General features: G+C 71.0%; 17 protein-coding genes. 1 reads left to right on the top strand and 16 read right to left on the bottom strand.

All coding sequences use genetic code 11. From position 1 onward, the window contains the following. Nucleotides 1-39: 39 nt before the first annotated feature. The 14 genes from ABFS34_00420 to ABFS34_00355 all read right to left on the bottom strand — a co-directional run bounded on the left by ABFS34_00420 (nt 40) and on the right by ABFS34_00355 (nt 13,634). A complete protein-coding gene (locus ABFS34_00420; protein MEN8373891.1) occupies nt 40-780 on the bottom strand; it encodes a histidine kinase dimerization/phospho-acceptor domain-containing protein in 741 nt (246 codons plus the stop codon). Next, a complete protein-coding gene (rsmA, locus tag ABFS34_00415) occupies nt 777-1,616 on the bottom strand; it encodes a 16S rRNA (adenine(1518)-N(6)/adenine(1519)-N(6))-dimethyltransferase RsmA (protein MEN8373890.1) in 840 nt (279 codons plus the stop codon). The genes ABFS34_00420 and rsmA overlap by 4 nt, the downstream gene beginning before the upstream one ends. A 2-nt stretch (nt 1,617-1,618) precedes the next feature. Beyond that, the gene (locus ABFS34_00410; GenBank protein MEN8373889.1) at nt 1,619-3,175 is read right to left on the bottom strand and encodes a GAF domain-containing SpoIIE family protein phosphatase; all 1,557 of its coding nucleotides are present in this window, start codon (nt 3,173-3,175) and stop codon (nt 1,619-1,621) included. After that, entirely contained in the window at nt 3,172-3,657 is a 486-nt protein-coding gene (locus tag ABFS34_00405) for an ATP-binding protein (GenBank protein MEN8373888.1), read from the bottom strand. The genes ABFS34_00410 and ABFS34_00405 overlap by 4 nt, the downstream gene beginning before the upstream one ends. 24 nt (nt 3,658-3,681) lie before the next feature. Further along, nucleotides 3,682-4,014 (bottom strand): STAS domain-containing protein, encoded by a 333-nt coding sequence (locus ABFS34_00400; protein MEN8373887.1) that lies wholly within the window; start codon nt 4,012-4,014, stop codon nt 3,682-3,684. A 91-nt stretch (nt 4,015-4,105) separates the two neighbouring features. Beyond that, nucleotides 4,106-5,008 (bottom strand): phosphate acyltransferase, encoded by a 903-nt coding sequence (locus ABFS34_00395; protein ID MEN8373886.1) that lies wholly within the window; start codon nt 5,006-5,008, stop codon nt 4,106-4,108. Further along, nucleotides 5,005-5,499 carry a pantetheine-phosphate adenylyltransferase gene (coaD, locus tag ABFS34_00390; GenBank protein MEN8373885.1) on the bottom strand — a complete coding sequence of 165 codons (495 nt, stop codon included), beginning with the start codon at nt 5,497-5,499 and terminating at the stop codon, nt 5,005-5,007. The genes ABFS34_00395 and coaD overlap by 4 nt, the downstream gene beginning before the upstream one ends. Next, nucleotides 5,492-6,022 (bottom strand): 16S rRNA (guanine(966)-N(2))-methyltransferase RsmD, encoded by a 531-nt coding sequence (rsmD, locus tag ABFS34_00385; GenBank protein MEN8373884.1) that lies wholly within the window; start codon nt 6,020-6,022, stop codon nt 5,492-5,494. The genes coaD and rsmD overlap by 8 nt, the downstream gene beginning before the upstream one ends. Then, nucleotides 6,019-7,803 (bottom strand): single-stranded-DNA-specific exonuclease RecJ, encoded by a 1,785-nt coding sequence (gene recJ / locus ABFS34_00380; GenBank protein ID MEN8373883.1) that lies wholly within the window; start codon nt 7,801-7,803, stop codon nt 6,019-6,021. Before recJ ends, rsmD begins: the two co-directional genes overlap by 4 nt. Further along, nucleotides 7,800-8,507, bottom strand: coding sequence for a C4-type zinc ribbon domain-containing protein (locus ABFS34_00375; GenBank protein MEN8373882.1), 708 nt, complete (start codon nt 8,505-8,507; stop codon nt 7,800-7,802). Before ABFS34_00375 ends, recJ begins: the two co-directional genes overlap by 4 nt. An 86-nt stretch (nt 8,508-8,593) precedes the next feature. Then, on the bottom strand, nt 8,594-10,444 hold the full coding sequence (gene dnaG, locus ABFS34_00370) for a DNA primase (GenBank protein MEN8373881.1): 1,851 nt from the start codon (nt 10,442-10,444) through the stop codon (nt 8,594-8,596). Then, on the bottom strand, nt 10,441-12,819 hold the full coding sequence (locus tag ABFS34_00365; protein ID MEN8373880.1) for a Smr/MutS family protein: 2,379 nt from the start codon (nt 12,817-12,819) through the stop codon (nt 10,441-10,443). The genes dnaG and ABFS34_00365 overlap by 4 nt, the downstream gene beginning before the upstream one ends. A gap of 13 nt (nt 12,820-12,832) precedes the next feature. After that, the gene (locus ABFS34_00360) at nt 12,833-13,276 is read right to left on the bottom strand and encodes a GatB/YqeY domain-containing protein (GenBank protein ID MEN8373879.1); all 444 of its coding nucleotides are present in this window, start codon (nt 13,274-13,276) and stop codon (nt 12,833-12,835) included. Nucleotides 13,277-13,283: 7 nt separating this feature from the next. Then, entirely contained in the window at nt 13,284-13,634 is a 351-nt protein-coding gene (locus ABFS34_00355) for a histidine triad nucleotide-binding protein (GenBank protein MEN8373878.1), read from the bottom strand. A gap of 206 nt (nt 13,635-13,840) precedes the next feature. On the opposite strand from ABFS34_00355, the gene ABFS34_00350 reads away from it, so the two are divergent. Continuing rightward, on the top strand, nt 13,841-14,290 hold the full coding sequence (locus ABFS34_00350; protein MEN8373877.1) for a hypothetical protein: 450 nt from the start codon (nt 13,841-13,843) through the stop codon (nt 14,288-14,290). A gap of 6 nt (nt 14,291-14,296) precedes the next feature. Here the strand turns inward: ABFS34_00350 and ABFS34_00345 are convergent, their stop codons facing one another. Both ABFS34_00345 and ABFS34_00340 read right to left on the bottom strand, forming a co-directional pair. Further along, nucleotides 14,297-14,932, bottom strand: a complete 636-nt coding sequence (locus ABFS34_00345; GenBank protein ID MEN8373876.1) for an aquaporin — start codon at nt 14,930-14,932, stop codon at nt 14,297-14,299. 85 nt (nt 14,933-15,017) lie between these two features. After that, nucleotides 15,018-15,887, bottom strand: coding sequence for a 50S ribosomal protein L11 methyltransferase (locus tag ABFS34_00340; protein ID MEN8373875.1), 870 nt, complete (start codon nt 15,885-15,887; stop codon nt 15,018-15,020). Nucleotides 15,888-15,904: the final 17 nt, after the last annotated feature.

Here is a 15,904-nt window from a genome sequence, read left to right as displayed (position 1 = left end):
CACAAAGCAAGCTACCGGGCACCGATGGCCCCGTCAAACCTACGCCGTAAGGTCCGGGATCCAGGCCTCCAGGCGCCCGCCTTCGGGGTCATCGCGGAAGCGCATGGTTCCACCGAGCATGGTCGCGGTGAGCGCCGCCACGGCGGATCTCAGCCACGAGCCGGGCGCCCCGGCGCCCTCCTCGGAAGCGACCGCGTCGAGCGACGCGGCAACCACCTGCGCCGGGTCGCCGGACGCCTCGGGAAGCCAGAGCCAACGCCCCGCGGGTCCTTGCCACTCGGCCCGCAGCGCCCCGCCCCCTGCCCCGTGCGCGAGCGAAATCCGGAGCCGGATCGGGCCGGCCGCCTCCTTCCCTACCGCCGTCGAGGCGAGCACGAGCACTCGCTCCAGGCGACGCACGTCCGTCGTGAAGGCGCCGGACAACTCACCCGACTCGATGTCCCAGGGAGCATCTTCGGTCGCCAGTTCGCGGGCATAGCCGGCCACGTCCTCCGCCAGCTCCGGGACGTCGACGGGCGCTGAAATCACCGCCGGGGGGTTGCCCGTGAGCCATCCGCCGAGGTCCAACGCCCCCTCGATCAGGTGGGCCAGCTGACGCCCCGCCACTCCCACGCGACCGACGGCGCGCTGGACCGACGCGTCCAGCGGACCCAGCACGCCCTCGGCGAGCAGCTCCTGGTGCCCGAGTACCGACGATAGCGGCGTCCTGAGCTCGTGCCCGATCTCGTCGAGAAGAGCCCGAGAAATGGCCCGCGGCGGATCCGTCGGGTGACCGTTCACCGTTCCCGGGTCGCCTCCCCCAGAGCCCTTGCGAGCGCCACGAATTGGGCGGGTGCAAAGGTTTCGGGACGGGCCGACAGATCTACCCCGAGCTGCCGCTCCAGGGCCTCTATCCGGTCCGGAGTCAGCCGGTATTCCGGAGCGTCGCGGAGCACCCGCTGGAACTGCTTCCGGCGGCGCGCGAACGCGGCGCGCGTCAGCGTGCGTGTGGCCTCTTCCTCGGCCGGGCTCAGCCGAGGCGGCCGGTGCGGGCGGAGACGGATCACGCTGGAGTGCACGTCCGGGGCGGGCCGGAACGCGCCCGGCGAGACGTTGAAGACCCGGTCCACCTCGGCCACCACACGGGTGCCGACGCTGAGCGCGCCGTACGTCTTGGTGCCCGGCGGAGCGACGATGCGGTCGGCCACTTCCCGCTGCACCATCAGCACCGCCAGCGCCGGCCGCCACGCCGCGGACAGAATCCTGAACAGCATGGGGGAGGTGCGATTGTACGGCAGATTGCCGACGATCTTGAAGTCGGGGCCGAGTGGGCCCACGTCGTCGCGGCCGGTGCGCAGGAAGTCGGCGTGCACGACATCGACCGACTCGTCCGCCGAGTAGCGAGCGGTCAGCTCAGCAGCGAGCGCGTCGTCCAGCTCGATGCAGACGAGTCGCGCGACGCGACCGGCCAGGTGCTGGGTAAGCGCCCCCCGGCCCGGCCCTATCTCCACCACTTCATCCGCCGAGGTCAGCTCGAGCGCCTCCACTACCGCGCGCTGAATGTTGGGGTCGACCAGGAAGTTCTGGCCGAGAGACCGCTTGGCGCGAGGCCGGGGGTCGACCTTGCCTCGAGGCACCGTCAGGGCCGGACCAGAAGGATGGTTCGGTCGTCTACCGGGGAGCCATCCAGGCCACCGTCGGTGTCGCTCACGACGGCGGCCACGATGTCGCTCAGGGGACCGGCGAGACCGTTACCGATGCGCGCCAACAGGGCTCCTTCGCCGCTCGAGCCGTCCACCGCGGGGTAGGCGTCGGACAGGCCATCGGTAAAGAGGCACAGTGTGTCCTTCCGGGCCCAGCCGGTCACGCTTTCGGCGGGCTCCACGTCGGCCATGCCCAACGGCGGGTGCGTGGCCGCCAGCCGCTCGGGTTCACCGCCGGGGCTGAATCGGAAGGCGTGCGGGTGGCCGGCGTTGGCGTAGACCAGGCTGCCGTCCGGCTGGATCACGCCGTAGAAGAGCGTGAGATACATCTCGGTGCTCTCCAACTCGTCGCGCAGCGTTTCGTATACGCGGGCGAGCACCTTGCCCGGCGCCGAGGACTCCCGCGCGTGCACCGCGAGCGCGCTCATTGTCAACGCCATGATCAGCGCGGCGCCGACGCCGTGGCTGCTCACGTCTCCGATCATGACGCCGATGCGCCCGTCCTGCAGCCGAAACAACTGATAGAGGTCGCCACCGATGGACTCGGCGGGCACGCTGCGGGCGGCCACCTCGGCGAGGTCGGCGAACTCACGGCTGTCCGGCAACAGCTTCGCCTGAAGGTGGTGTGCGAGCTCCATGTCGCGCGCGAGCCGCTCCCTCTGCAGGCTCTGCTGCACCAGCCGTTGTGCCTCGATGGCGGCGCCCACCTGCGAAGCGATCGCCGCGAGCATGCGCGCGTCGCCGGCCGTGAAGCGCTCGCTGCCGGTGTGTCCGACCAGAGTAATGGCTCCAACGCGCCGGGTCTCCCCCTCCGGGGGGGTGTAGCTCACCGGCACCGCCAGCAGCGCTTCGCGCGACGTAGCAGCGTCCCTGGGTGTGGAGCGCTGGTACTCGGCGCCGCGCTCCAGGTTGACCGGCTCGCCTTCCCGAAATACCTGAGCCGTGACCGAGTCCGCGTCGCCGATGGGGATCCGTTCGCGCACCGGCGGCGTCCCCACGACCGCGCGCAGCCGAAGCGCCTCCCCGCTCGACTCGGGCGTCCACAGGGCGGCCCTGCGCGCACCCAGCACGTCCGCCACGTGCGCCAGGATCCTTTGCGTGGCGTCGTCCATGGACAGGACCGACGCCAGGATCTCGCTGATCGTGTAGAGGAGGTTGATCTCTTCGTAGCGCTCCGACAGCTCCTGGGCCGTGGAGCGCGCTTCGCGCTCGTAGCCGAGCAGCGCGGCCACCACTTCGGCCACGAATCCCGCCTTGTCCGGGCTCGCCAGCGGGCAGGCGATCGCGACCTCCAGAAGGACGCCGTCGTCGAGGACACGTTCGGCGCTCACCTCCGCCCCACCGGGTGGCCACCCGTGCTCGAACGCCACCTCGTAGGCCCCTCTGGCGCCGTCCCGCCTGCGCACGCGCAGGCCCGCGCCGTGCGCCGTCCCGTACGCGTTCAGGAACGCGCGCGCGGCCGCCGGCAGCGCCAGAGGCTCCCCCCAGGTCATCCGGAAGGCGCCCGCCGGCCCGCCCGCCGGCGCGCATACAGCACCATGAACAGCGAGTTGCCGACGTCGTTGTACTCGACGTGATCCATCAACTTCCGGATCAGGTACACGCCGCGGCCGGCCTCGCCGACCATGTTCTCCGGGAGCGTGGGGTCAGGGATCCGTTCCGGGTCGAAGCCCACGCCGCCGTCGGCGATGCGCACCTCGATGCGCACCGACGAAAACGCGGCCTCCAGGCGGACCGCTTCCTGAGGCCCGGCCCCGCCGTGTCGCATGGCGTTGGACAGCGCCTCGCAGACTCCTACGCAGAGATTGAGGCGCAGCTTCCGGCGCGGGAATCCGGCGGCGCTGCCCCTGCGCATCAGCTCGTCGAGGACGGCCGGGATCCCGCCCAGATCGATGGGAAGATCCATGCGCAATTGGGGCGCCGCCTCGGCTGGCGCTAGCGTCCTATCGATGTGCCCTCCGCCCTCGCTGCTCACGATACGGGTCCCGGAAGCCCAGCCTCAGAAGCTCGCCTGGGCTTCCTCTCGGCTGTTGGAGATCTGGAACAGGGTGTCCAGCTTGGTCAGCTCGAAGAGGCTCCGAAGGTCGTCGTTGAGGTTCGCCAGGCGCAGCTCCCCACCCTGCTCGCGGATCTTCTTGGACAGGCTCACCAGCACTCCCAATCCCGAAGAATCTATGTAGCCCGTACCCGCGAAATCGATCAAAAACTTCCTCGATCCGGACTCGATCGCGTCCAGCACCGTCTGTTTGAGTTCCTGGCGATTGCCGACGATCAACTGGCCCTCGACCGCGATGACCGTGACCTCGCCTTGGGTCTGTACCTGGAATGTCATGAAAGAACCTCGCGTGTGCGCGATACCTGTCGTTTTTCAATTCTAGCGGCAGGCAACTTCGGTGCCGCGCCGGAGCCCCCGAAAATCAGTGTCAGCCGAGCAGGCTCGTGATGCAAGCGACGTGAACGATGTCGGACACGCTCGCCCCCCGGGACAGGTCGTTGGCCGGCCGGGCCACGCCCTGAAGGATCGGTCCCAGGGCGATCGCGCCCGCGAGCCTCTGAACGAGCTTGTAGCCTATGTTCGCTGCGTCCAGATCGGGGAACACCAGCACGTTGGCGTCGCCCTCGAGCGCCGAGCCGGGGGCCTTCCTGCGCGCCACGGCCGGCACGAGCGCGGCGTCCGCCTGCAGCTCGCCGTCTGACGCGATCTCGGGCTCCAACTCGGCGAACCGCTCGGCGGCCGCGCGCACGCGCTGCACCGAGTCTCCGCCCGCGCTGCCGTGCGTGGAGTAGGACAGGAACGCAACGCGCGGCTCGTCCCCGACGATCGCCCTTCTGGCGTGAGCCGCCGCGCGCGCGATCTCCACCAACTGGGCTTCATCGGGCTCTGGCACCACGCCCGCGTCGGTGAACGTGAGCACCCGATCCCCCGCCGTCGGGTCCTCCAGAGCGACGTAGAACGCGGAGGACACGGTGCGCACTCCGGCCGCCGGCCCAAACGCCTTCAGGTACGCGCGCAGCACGGTCGGGGTACTCTCGACCGCGCCCGCGACGCAGCCGTCGGCGCCGCCGGCGCGCACGAGCTCGGCCGCGAAGGCGACCGCGTCCGCGCCCCCGGGGCCGGGCACTACCTCCACGCCCGCGGACTCACCGCGCCCTACCAGCGCGCGCTCGATCTCATCCGGTGGTCCGACCAGCAGCGGCGTTCCCAGGCGTTCACCGGCTACCGTGAGCGCCGCGTCCAGGATCCGGGGATCCGTCGCTTCCGGGAAGACGATGCGGCGGTCGGCCACGGCCGCGCGAGCGCGTAGGTCAGCGAGGAAGCGACTCACCCTCGCAGGCGCTCCTCCAGTCGCCGAAGCACCGTGGGCGCCACGAAGTCGGTGACGTCGCCGCCCAGCGCGGCGATCTCCCGGACGAGCGACGCGGACAGGTACGTATAGCGAGAGTCGGGAGCCAGAAAAACGGTTTCCAGGTCGCTGGCGAGGTGTCGATTCATGAGTGCCATCTGGAATTCGTACTCGAAGTCCGATACAGCGCGGAGCCCACGCACCACCAGGCCGGCCTGACGCGACCGGGCGAAATCCACCAGCAGGCCCTGGAAATCGTCGACCTCGACGCGCTCATCGTCGGCGAACACCTCGCGGATCATTTCCACGCGCTCGTGAATCTCGAACAGGCCTCGCTTGCTATGGGTCGCGGAGTGCGCGACGGCCACTATGACGCGGCTCGTGAAGTCCAGGGCGCGGCGCACGATGTCCTCGTGGCCGTTGGTGATGGGGTCGAAAGACCCCGGATAGATCGCGACCCTGCGTTCAGACATGGTCACCCGTCAGCGTGGTCAGCAGTGTATCTCCGTAGCGGCGCGTGTGGCCGCCCGGCGTCTCCGGCAATGTCTCGCGGCGACTGTGCTCGATCCAGAGCTCGGTTGCGAACGGCTTCTCGATGTACGCCTCGGCGATGCGAGTAGCGAGCCCTCGCTCGTAGGGAGGGTCCGCCAGGGCGAGGTCGAACGAGCCCGCCTCGAGTCCCTTCACGTAGTCGATGGCGTTGGCGCGCAGCACGCGGGTCTCGTCGCCGGCGCCGAGCGCTTCGATGTTGGCGCGCAGCGCGGCAAGCGACGTGGCGGAACGCTCCACGAAGGTAACCTTTTCCGCTCCGCGCGAGAGCGCCTCTAGCCCGAGCGCACCGGAGCCCGCGCAGATGTCCACCACCGAGGCGCCGGGGAGCCGAGGCTGAACGGCGCTCATCCACGCTTCTCTGATGCGGTCCGTCGTGGGGCGGACCAGGCTACCCCTGGGCGGTCGCAGGCGACGCCCGCCCCAACGCCCGGCTATGATCCTCACGTCCCCGTGCCCGTGCCCGGGCTCGGCGTCAGCGGGAGGGAGTCCGGGGCCGACGCCGCCCGCAGGTCGACCAACCGCACCTGCGTACGCCGCCGCCCACGCCAATGGTCGTCCCGCAGCTGGTACAGCACGTCCAGACTGGTTCCGGGGGCCACGCTACCCCACTCGTCCGCGAAGTCGAACCCGATGGCTTCGCTCTCGCTGCCGTGGTGTAGGAGCCGAAGGCGCAGGTGTCCACTCCCGACCACGCGCGGAGCACCCACCACGCTCACCTGGCGGGCCAGGAACGTCGGCGTCGGGTTGCCCATCCCGAACGGCTCCATGTGGGGTTGAAACGCGGCGAACTCCTCCAACGCCTGGGGCAGAGGAAGGTCGGCGTCGAAGCGCACCGTCGGTACGAGTTGCTCGGGCCCCAGCCGGCGCTCGGCCACCGCTTCGAACGCGGAGCGAAACTCCTCCACGCGGTCCGCCGCCATGTCGAGACCCGCGGCCATGGCGTGTCCACCGAAGCGATGCAACATGGGCGCGCACTCGGCCAGCGCGCCGACCAGATCGAATCCCGGAATCGAGCGGCCGCTGCCGCGGGCCAGGCCTTCTCCATCCGGCAGCGCCAGCACGAACGTAGGCCGGTGCAGACGCTCCACGAGCCGGGACGCGACGATGCCGATGACGCCGGGATGCCAGCCCCGCCCGGCCACCACCACGCCCCGGCTCTCGGCGACATCGTACCTGGCCGTGGCCGCTTCGAGGGCCTCTTCCAGGATGGCCCGGTCCAGCTCCTGGCGGCGCCGATTGAGGTCGTTCAACGCGCGCGCGGTCGCGTGTACATCGTGGCCCGGATCGCCCAGGAGCAGGGCCAACCCCTGAGCGGCGTCCTCCAGACGCCCGACCGCGTTGAGGCGGGGAGCGAGCGCGTGCGACAGGTCGCGCGTCCGCAACGCGGCCGGATCGACTCCACTCTCGCGCAGCAGAGCCGCCAGACCGGCGTTGCGGGTATTGGCCAGCACGCGCATGCCGTAGCGCGCCAAAACGCGATTTTCGCCCGCGAGCGGCACCAGATCGGCGACCGTCGCCAGCGCGACCAGGTCCAGCTCCCACAGCAGCGCGTCCCGGTCCCCCCCGCGAGCCGTGACCAGCGCCTCGCATACCTTGAACGCCACGCCAGAACCACACAGCGGCTCACCGTAACGGCAGTCCGCGCGGGCGGGATTCACCACGGCGAGCGCCGGCGGCAAAGTGGGCCCCAACTGGTGGTGGTCCGTCACGATCACGTCGAGGCCACGCTCGCGTGCCAGGGCGACGGCCTGGTGCGCGACCGATCCGCAGTCGACCGTGAGGAGCACCGACGCGCCCGCTTCCACCGCGCGCTCCACGCCGGCCTCCGAAAGGTCGTAGCCGTCTCGGGTCCGGTGTGGAACGAAGGGGACGACAGCCGCGCCCAGGCGCCGCAGGGTGCGCGCGTAGAGGGCGGCCCCGCACATGCCGTCCACGTCGTAGTCGCCGTGCACGAATATCGTCTCGCCGGCGTCCAGTGCCCGGCTCAGTCGGGCGATCGCCTCGGGCAGGTCGGCCAGGCGGTGCGGATCCCCCAGGTCTTCCAGGCGGGGCCGCAGGAAGGCGCGAATCTCGTCCACGCTCGTAAGCCCACGAACCGCAAGAAAACGAGCCACCGTGGGGGGCAAGGCTAGGTCTCGAACGACCTCCGCGACGCCCGGACCGGGCTCAGAGGACCTGGGCCTGGGGCGCCACGTCCTTTCGGCATGGGCGCCCGAAGCGCTCATTCTTCGGTGAAGAGAATCACGCCGCAGGCTTCGCAGCGCACCAGTTCGCCGCCTCGGCGAATCTCGGTCTGCCGCTGGATGGGGATCATGCTGAAGCAGTGGCCGCACGCGCCGTCCGCCGTGAGGGAAACGACGACCGTCCGGGTGCGCCCACCCCGAACCTGCTCATAGAGCTGTCGCGCACCACTGTCCATGTCGGCGCTTTCCTCCGAGCGCCGGGCCTCGAGAACGGCGAGCTCGGCGTTGGCCGCTTCCTGTGCCTTCTCCAACTCGTCGCGCACGGGTCCGGCCTCCTGCCGGGCTTCGTCCAGCTTGCGTCCCAACTCGTCGAGGCGAAGCTCGATGCGCGTGACCGCCTCCATGCGCTCCAGCGCCTCGCGCTCGTCCGCTTCCACGGCCTTGCGCACGAGGTCCAGCTCCGCCCTGGCCGCGGTTTCTTCGCGCGCGTTGCGCGCCCGCTCGAGGTGCTCCTCGTACTTCTGCTGGCGGACCCGCTTCTCCTCGGCCGCGCGCTCGAGCCGGCGCAATTCGGTGCTCGTCCCTTCGAGATCCTTCTGCGAGGATGCGACGGCGGCCTCCAGCTCGGCCAGCGGCGCCTCGAGTTCCTCTAGCTGCGGGCCGTACTCACCGGCTCTGGCGCGTGCAGCGTGGATTTCCTTATCCAACTCCTGGAGCTTCAACAAAGCGTTGTGCACGTCGTTCATCGTCCGTGTGCTCGGTCATCGGTTCGCGAAACCTCGGTTTCGCCTCGAGCGCTCCCCGGGCAAGGGCCCAAGGCGCGCGGCGGGCCCTACCGCGCCCGCCGCCTGTGCTTCTTGAACTGCCGCTCCACGCCGCTGGCGAGGAGCTGCTGCTGCTTCCCGGCCAGAGCCGTGCGCCGGCCCAGAAGTTCTCGCATGGCCTCATCATCGCCCTGGAGTCGAGCCACGCGCATGGCCTCGTCCACCTGGTCCAACTCGGCGTGCAATGCCTCCGCGAGCATGTCGCGCACCGTGTCGGCGAACATGGCGTCGCCGTGGCTCAACTCTTCCGGATCCCGCACCAACTCGTCCCACCGGTGGCGCGCTTCGGCGCTGAGGTCCGCCGGGGCCACCGGAACGGGACCGTCTTCCCCCGCGCCCGTCTGCTCGGCGGGCGCGTCGGGCGTCGGCTCCCGGATCAGGGCGACGAAGATCTCACGTAGAGTCGGATCGCGGAACAGGGAGGGATCGATGGCCTCCCTCGCCGGAACGCGCAGACGCGGGTCCCGCTGGAGAAGGAGTACGAGCCCATATTCGCGGGCGGGCCCCTGAAGGTCGGGCGCTGACACCTGGGCAGGGGGACCGCTTGGAGCCACGCCCGCACGACGCCTGCCGCCGGCGCCGCCTCCGATCTCGGCGGTAATCGTCTCCTTGCGTACCCCGGTCTGCTCCGATACTCGCGCGACGTACAGGTCTCGGAGAGCCGGATCGCGCACCGCCCGTAGCGTGGGCAGGAGCTTGTCGACGGCGGTCCGCAGGCCGTCGATGTCTTCGAGCAGGCCGTGCTCCTTCAGGATCTCGATTTTCCGGTCGAGCAGGTCAGTGGCGGCACTAAGGTACGGCGTAAGCGCGTCGACGCCACCCGCGCGCACCAGCGAGTCCGGATCTTCCCCCCGGGGCAACGTTACGGCCAGGGGGTGCACCGCGACGGCGAGCAACACGTCTCCGCTGCGAAACGTCGCTCGCTGGCCCGCCGCGTCACTGTCGTACAGGAGCAGCACGCGGTCGGTGTAGCGCGCGAGCAGGGTCGCCTGCTCGGTGGTCATGGCCGTGCCCAGAGGAGCCACGACGTTCTCTATCCCGGCGGCGGCCAGCGACACGAAGTCCATGTACCCCTCCACCACCAGCGCCTCGCCCGCGCGGCGAATCGCGGTCCGTGCCCAGTGCAGGCCGTACAGCTCACGCCCCTTGTGGTAGACGGCGGTCTCAGGCGAGTTGAGGTACTTGGGCGCGTCGGCTTCCCCGAGCGCCCTGCCGCCGAAGCCTATGACGCGGCCCCTGGTGTCGACGATGGGGAAGACGAGCCTGTGTCGCAGCCGGTCGAAGGGTTCCTCGGAGCGCTCGCTCGTCTTGATCAAACCGGCCTCGAGGAGCCGCTCATCGTCGATGCCGTGCGCCCGCGCGGCCTCCCGCAACGCGCGCCACCCATCGGGTGCGTAGCCCAGCTGAAACCGCTCCCGGGCCTCCGGCGACACGCCCCGCCGCTCGAGGTAAGCGCGTGCATCCGCGCCGGCGTTCGGGTCGGCGAGCCGGCCGGCGTAGAACTCCGCCGCGAAGGACAGGGCCTCCAGCAGAGGGGCGTTGGGGTCCGGGCCCCGGGGACCCTCGTCGCGGTCGGGAATGTCGACTCCCACGCGGGTCGCCACCGTCCGCACGGCACCCGGGAAATCCAGGCCGAGGTGCTTCATCAAGAAGGCGAAGATGTCGCCTGACTCCCCGCAGCCGAAACACTTGTAGAACCCCTTGGCCGGCACCACGTAGAAGGAGGGCGTCTTCTCCTTGTGGAACGGACACAGGCCTCGGTAGTCCTTGCCCGCGCGCTTGAGCGGCACGTGCTCACCGAGCAGTTCCACGATGTCGGAACGGAGCCGGACCTCCTCCACCAGATCGTCCCGGATCACGAGCCCAGCTCCGCGACCGTGACCCCCGTGCCGCCCTCACCGGCGACGCCGGCTCGGACGGCCCTCACCCGGCGGTCGGCCTCGAGCAACTCGCGCACCACCTCGCGCAGCACGCCATCGCCCTTGCCGTGGATGATCCGCAGCGCCCGCAGGTCGGCCACGACCGCGGCGTCCAGCGCCGGGTGCAGACGGGCGGCGACCTCCTCCGCCCGCAGACCCCGCAAATCCACCTCCGGGGCGGCGTGCACGGAGGAGGCCGCCGGCGGCGACGGGCCCGCTCCCTTGCGTCGCTGCGGGGACTGCGGTGGGGCCCGGTCGATGTCTGCCGCGCGCACGCGCAGGCGGACTCCGCCGATGTCCACCACCGCGCCGCCGTCGCGCAATTCGCGCACGGTGCCCAGCGCGCCGGTTGCGCGTAGCCGGACCGTATCGCCCTCTGCGAGGGGGTCCTCCGATGCGAGCGCCGCTGACTCGCCTTGGCGCAGATCGTCCATGCGCTCGGCCTGGCGTCGCGCCGCGGCCTCCACGCGCCGCCGCGCCGCGGCCGCGCCCGCGGCGTCCCCGCCAGCCGCGCGCGCCTCAACGAGCGCCGCCTCCACCTCGGCTCGCGCCTCGAGCAGGAGCGTGCGCGCCTGCTCGGCCGCCTCCAGCGCGGCCGAGCGCTCCCGCTCTGCCACCGTGCGCTCGCGCTCCTCCACCTCGACCAGGCTCGCGCGTTCGCGCCGCGCCAGATCTTCCGCCTCGCGCCGCTCGGCGTCTGCGGCGCTCAGCGCCGCTTCCAGCTCCGCGAGCAGTCTCTCGGCCGCCCGTTCGGCCTCCGGCAGCAGCGCCTCAGCGCGGTCGACGATGTCCTCCGGAAAGCCTAGCCTGCGGGCGATGGCCAGGCCGAAGCTGCGACCGGGGATTCCCTTCACCAACTGGTAGGTGGGGCGCAACTGGTCGGCGTCGAACTGGAGCGAGGCGTTCACGACTCCCGCTTCATCCCCTGCGAGTCGCTTCAGGGTCCCGAGGTGGGTCGTCGCGACCGTCGTCGCGCCGCGTCGCGTCAGCGTCTCCAGAATCGCCTGCGCCAGCGTGGCCCCCTCCGCCGGGTCGGTCCCGCTACCCAGCTCGTCGATGAGCACGAGCGATCCAGGTCGCGCCCGCTCCAGGATCTCACGCAGATTCTTGAGATGGCCCGAAAAGGTAGACAGGCTTGCCTCGATCGACTGCTCGTCGCCGATGTCGGCGAACAGGCCGTCGAACACGGGCAGGGCCGTCCCCTCCGCGACGGGAGGAACCACTCCCGCCTGGTGCAGCGCCGCTAGCAGGCCGATCGACTTGAGGAGGACGGTCTTGCCGCCCGTGTTGGGGCCCGAGACGACCACGGTGCGCTCGTCGGCCGCCAGCTCCAGGTCGAAGGGCACCGGTCGGCCGTCGTCCGAGAACAGGCTCGGGTGACCTCCGCCCACGATGCGCAGACGCCCACCGCCCTCTTCGATGCGCGTCGGCGTCGCCGCGCCCACGGCCCTGGCGTAACGAGCGCGCGCGGTCAGGGAGTCGAGTTCGGTCAGCGCCTCGAGTGACTCCCCGAGCGCCTGCCGCACCGGCCGCACGATGTCGGTCAGCTCGCCGAGGATGCGCCTGATCTCGCGCTGTTCAGCGCGCTCCAGCTCTCGCAGGCGGTTCATGAGCTCGACGCCGATGGGGGGCTCCACGAACAGCGTGCCTCCAGACGCCGACTCGTCGTGCACCAGTCCCCCGACCAGGCCCCGACCCTCGCGCCGCACTGCGATGACGTAGCGGCCATCCCGCACGGACACGGACGCGTCCGGCACTCGCACCCGATCCGGAAGACTCCGGGCGAAACGCTCCAACTCCTTGACGATGCGCGCGTTGGCGCGTTCGAGCTCGCGCCGGATCCGGCGCAGGTCCGCGGACGCGCCGTCCCTTACGTCCCCGCGTTCATCCACCGCCGCGTCGATACGGCGGGCCATGCCCTCGTCGGCATAGAGGCGAGCGGCCAGCAAGGCCAGGGCCGGCGCCTCGTCCGGGTCGCGGAGCTGCTGCGCGGCGTCGGCTCCCGCCTCCAGCAGGCGGAAGACGAGCCTCAGCTGCGCCGGAGACAGCACGAAGCCCTCCGCGGCCACGGACCGGAGGGCCTCCCAGGCGTCCGGCACGTCGGGCGCGCGCCAGCCTGCGTCCCGATCGTGCAGCGAAAGCATCGCGGACACGCGGCCTATCTGCTCACCTACAGCGTCGGGGTCGGTGAGCGGACTCAGGCTCAGGACCGCAGCGCGGCCCAGCTCCGAAGCCGCGTGGGCAGCCACCAGCTCGAGAGCGTCGCCGAACCCCAGCACCTGCAGCGCGTGCGATCCGGCGGGTCGAGTCGTCACGCCGGTCCGCGCCTCAGCCCCCGGGAAGGGCTTCCCTCGCGAGTCGGTTGGCGTCCTTGCCATCGAATCTGCCGCGGAGGTCCGGCATGATCACCCGCATGATGGCGCCCAGGTCGGCGGCTCCGCCGGCTATGGCGGCGTCGATGCGAGCGCGCACGTCCGCCTCGGTCAGCGGCGCCGGCAGGTAGGTCTTCAGCAGCTCGGCTTCGGATTCCTCGCGCTCGGCGAGCTCGGGCCGATCGGCGTCGCGCATGTGCTGCGCTGCCTCGTGGCGGCGCCGCACCGCGGTCGATACGACGGAGCGCGCTTCCTCATCGCCCAACTCGTGCCCGAGCTCGATTTCGCGGTTCTTCATCTCGGACAGCGTGGTCGTGAGCACCAGCGTCCGCGCCCGGTCACGCTGGCGGCGCGCGTCGTTCAGGTCGGCGCGCAGCCGCGCCGGCAGAGGCTCCGTCATGCCGCCGCTAGCCCGGCGGCCAGCCGAGCTCGCGGCCGCCCAGCAGGTGCACGTGCAGGTGGTCGACCGTCTGTCCGGCGGCCGGACCGCTGTTTACCACGAGCCGATACCCGTCCGGCACCAGGCCTTCCGCCCGCGCCACATCGCGCGCGACGGAAAAGAGGTGGCCGAGCAGCTCCTCGTCCTCCGCGCCGGCGGCGTCCACCGAGGCCAGGTGTCGCTTCGGAATGATCAGGACGTGCACGGGCGCCCTGGGAGCGACGTCGCGAAACGCGATCACCCGGTCGTCCTGGTGCACCATGTCGGCGCTCATCGTGCCCGCGCCGATCGCGCAGAAAATGCATCCGCTCTCGCCCATGCGCCCTCCTCGTCTAGGCCCGACGACGGCCGGGCCCGTCGGAGCGTACTCGATTGCCACCGACAGTCAAGCTGCGGGGCGCGGGCGGGCCCAGCAACCACCGAAACGGGCGACCGATAGGCCTCGCCCCGCGGCTGCCGGGCCGGGTCCCGATCCGCCATGGCCGCGCGCGGCCCCGAGACCCACCCTGCGTGCGGGAGGGAGCAATGTACGGACCTCAATTCGTAGAGGAAGTTCGCACGCTGACCAGGGGATCGGGCGCGATCGCGCCGACCCTGGAGGAAGCGCAGGAGACGGCTGGCGGTGCGTCCGCGTGGGCTCTGCCACGGTCGGGGTCTCTGCCGGGACTGCTCGTGTTGCGGTCGCCGCCCCTTTCCTGGGCGAAACACCCCAGCGTAGCCGGTGACGCACGCTTGGTCGCGGCTCTGCAGATCGCAACGGACCGTCCGCCGATGCTGCTTCCGCTTCCCGCCCCAGGGGCGCCCGGGCCCCACACCGGGAACGAGCTGATCCGCCAGGGCGTCGCGCTCGCGCTAGCCGGTCTGTGGGGCCACGCGGGCGCCGACGATCTCGAGCGACGCGAAATCGTTGGAGCCACCCTCGCCGCGAATCGGGTCGGCCGCCGGCTGCGCGCGCTCGCGACCGACCCGGCGTAATCCGGCTCAGGCACCCGGGTGCTGGGCCTTGAACACGACCGCGGCGAGCGCCCCGCCGGCCAGCGGGCCGACCAGGTACAGCCACAGGTCCCCGTAGCCGCCCCCGCCCGCCACCGAGTGCCAGACGATGGGTCCAATGCCGACCGCGGGATTGAACGCGCCTCCGGAGATGGGCCCGGCGGCGAACGCACCCACCATGACCGTGAAGCCGATCGCCAGCCCGAAGTACGAGTTGCCGCTCGTCTCGTCGGCTGTGGCCGTGTTCAGGACCACCAGCGCGAGCGCAAAGGTGAAGAGGGCTTCGAGCGCCAGAGCGCCTCCGGCCGACGCATCGGGCCCGGGCGCGGGCGCGAATGTGGCGCCGGTCGCCGCGCCAACGACCGCGGCGGCGGCCAGAGCGCCCAGGAGCTGCACGGCCCAGTAACCGGCCACCCAGCGAGATTCGATGCCTCCGCGCATGAAGACCGCGAGCGTCACCGCGGGGTTGTAGTGCGCGCCCGAGACGTGCCCGCCCATGTACACCATGATCATCAGCGCCGACCCGATCGCGAGGGGCCCCATGGCGGTTCCGTCGGCGACGACGAGTCCGATCGTCAACACGAGAAAGAACGTGCCGATGAACTCCGTCAGATACTGACGCATGCGAATCCTCCTTCGGACGAGCGGGTTGTGTGTGCATCGACGCGGTGTAGTGTCGGCGGCTTCGGCCGGAGAGCGCAAGCGGGGATCAGGCGAGCAGGGCGCTCCACCAGCCGTCCTCGATGTCCTCACGTACGGTGCTCAACCCCTTCGCTTCGGCCGCCGCCCGGAAGACCCCCGCCTCGTCCTCCAGGATCCCCGACACGATCAGCGCGCCGTCCGGCGCGAGAGCATCGCTCAGGGGCGTCAGCAGAGGCACCAGCACGCCGCTAAGAATGTTCGCGAGGATCAGATCGAACGGACTTTGGGGACACGACCCCAACCAGGCGGAGGTGACGGCCGCGACTTCGAGACGCACGCCTCCCTGGCAGTCGTTGGCGCGCACATTGGCGGCGGCCGTAGCGACCGCCTCGCCGTCCACATCCACGCCCACCACGTGGCTGGCCCCCAGCCTGCGCGCCGCGATCGCGAGCACTCCGCTCCCGGTGCCGGCGTCCAGCACGGTCATCCCTGGCCGCAGCGCGGCCTCTAGCAGGCGCAGCGCCCCGCGGGTGGTGGCATGCTCTCCGGTGCCGAACGCCATGCCCGGATCGATCGCGAGGGCGATGTCTTCGGGCAGAGCGGCGGGCTCTATCCAGGACGGGTGCAGCACGATGCGGGCGCCCACCCGGCGGGCGCCGAGACCGGCCTTCCAGGCCACGGCCCAGTCGCGCGCCGCTTCGATGCTCCAGCCTATTTCCGGGGGTGTCCGCAGGCCCGCCGAGGCCAGCGCCGCGCGCACCTCGGCTATCCTCTGTTCCGGCGTTCCGCTCAGCGGCAGGTAGGTGCCCAGGCGCTCCGGGGTTTCCTCGACGGCGGTGCCACCGGCCGCGATCAGCGCCTCGGCGACGGCGACCGCGTCCGCGTCGCCCGGCGCCACGCCGACCCAAACCCGCAGCCAGTCCTCGGGGTCGATCATCGCCGCGCCGTGCCGGG

The sequence above is a fragment of the Gemmatimonadota bacterium genome, assembly GCA_039715185.1.
Taxonomy (GTDB): domain Bacteria; phylum Gemmatimonadota; class Gemmatimonadetes; order Longimicrobiales; family RSA9; genus DATHRK01.
The sequence above is the reverse complement of the archived record's forward strand: the minus strand, read 5'-3'. Positions and strand labels throughout refer to the sequence as shown.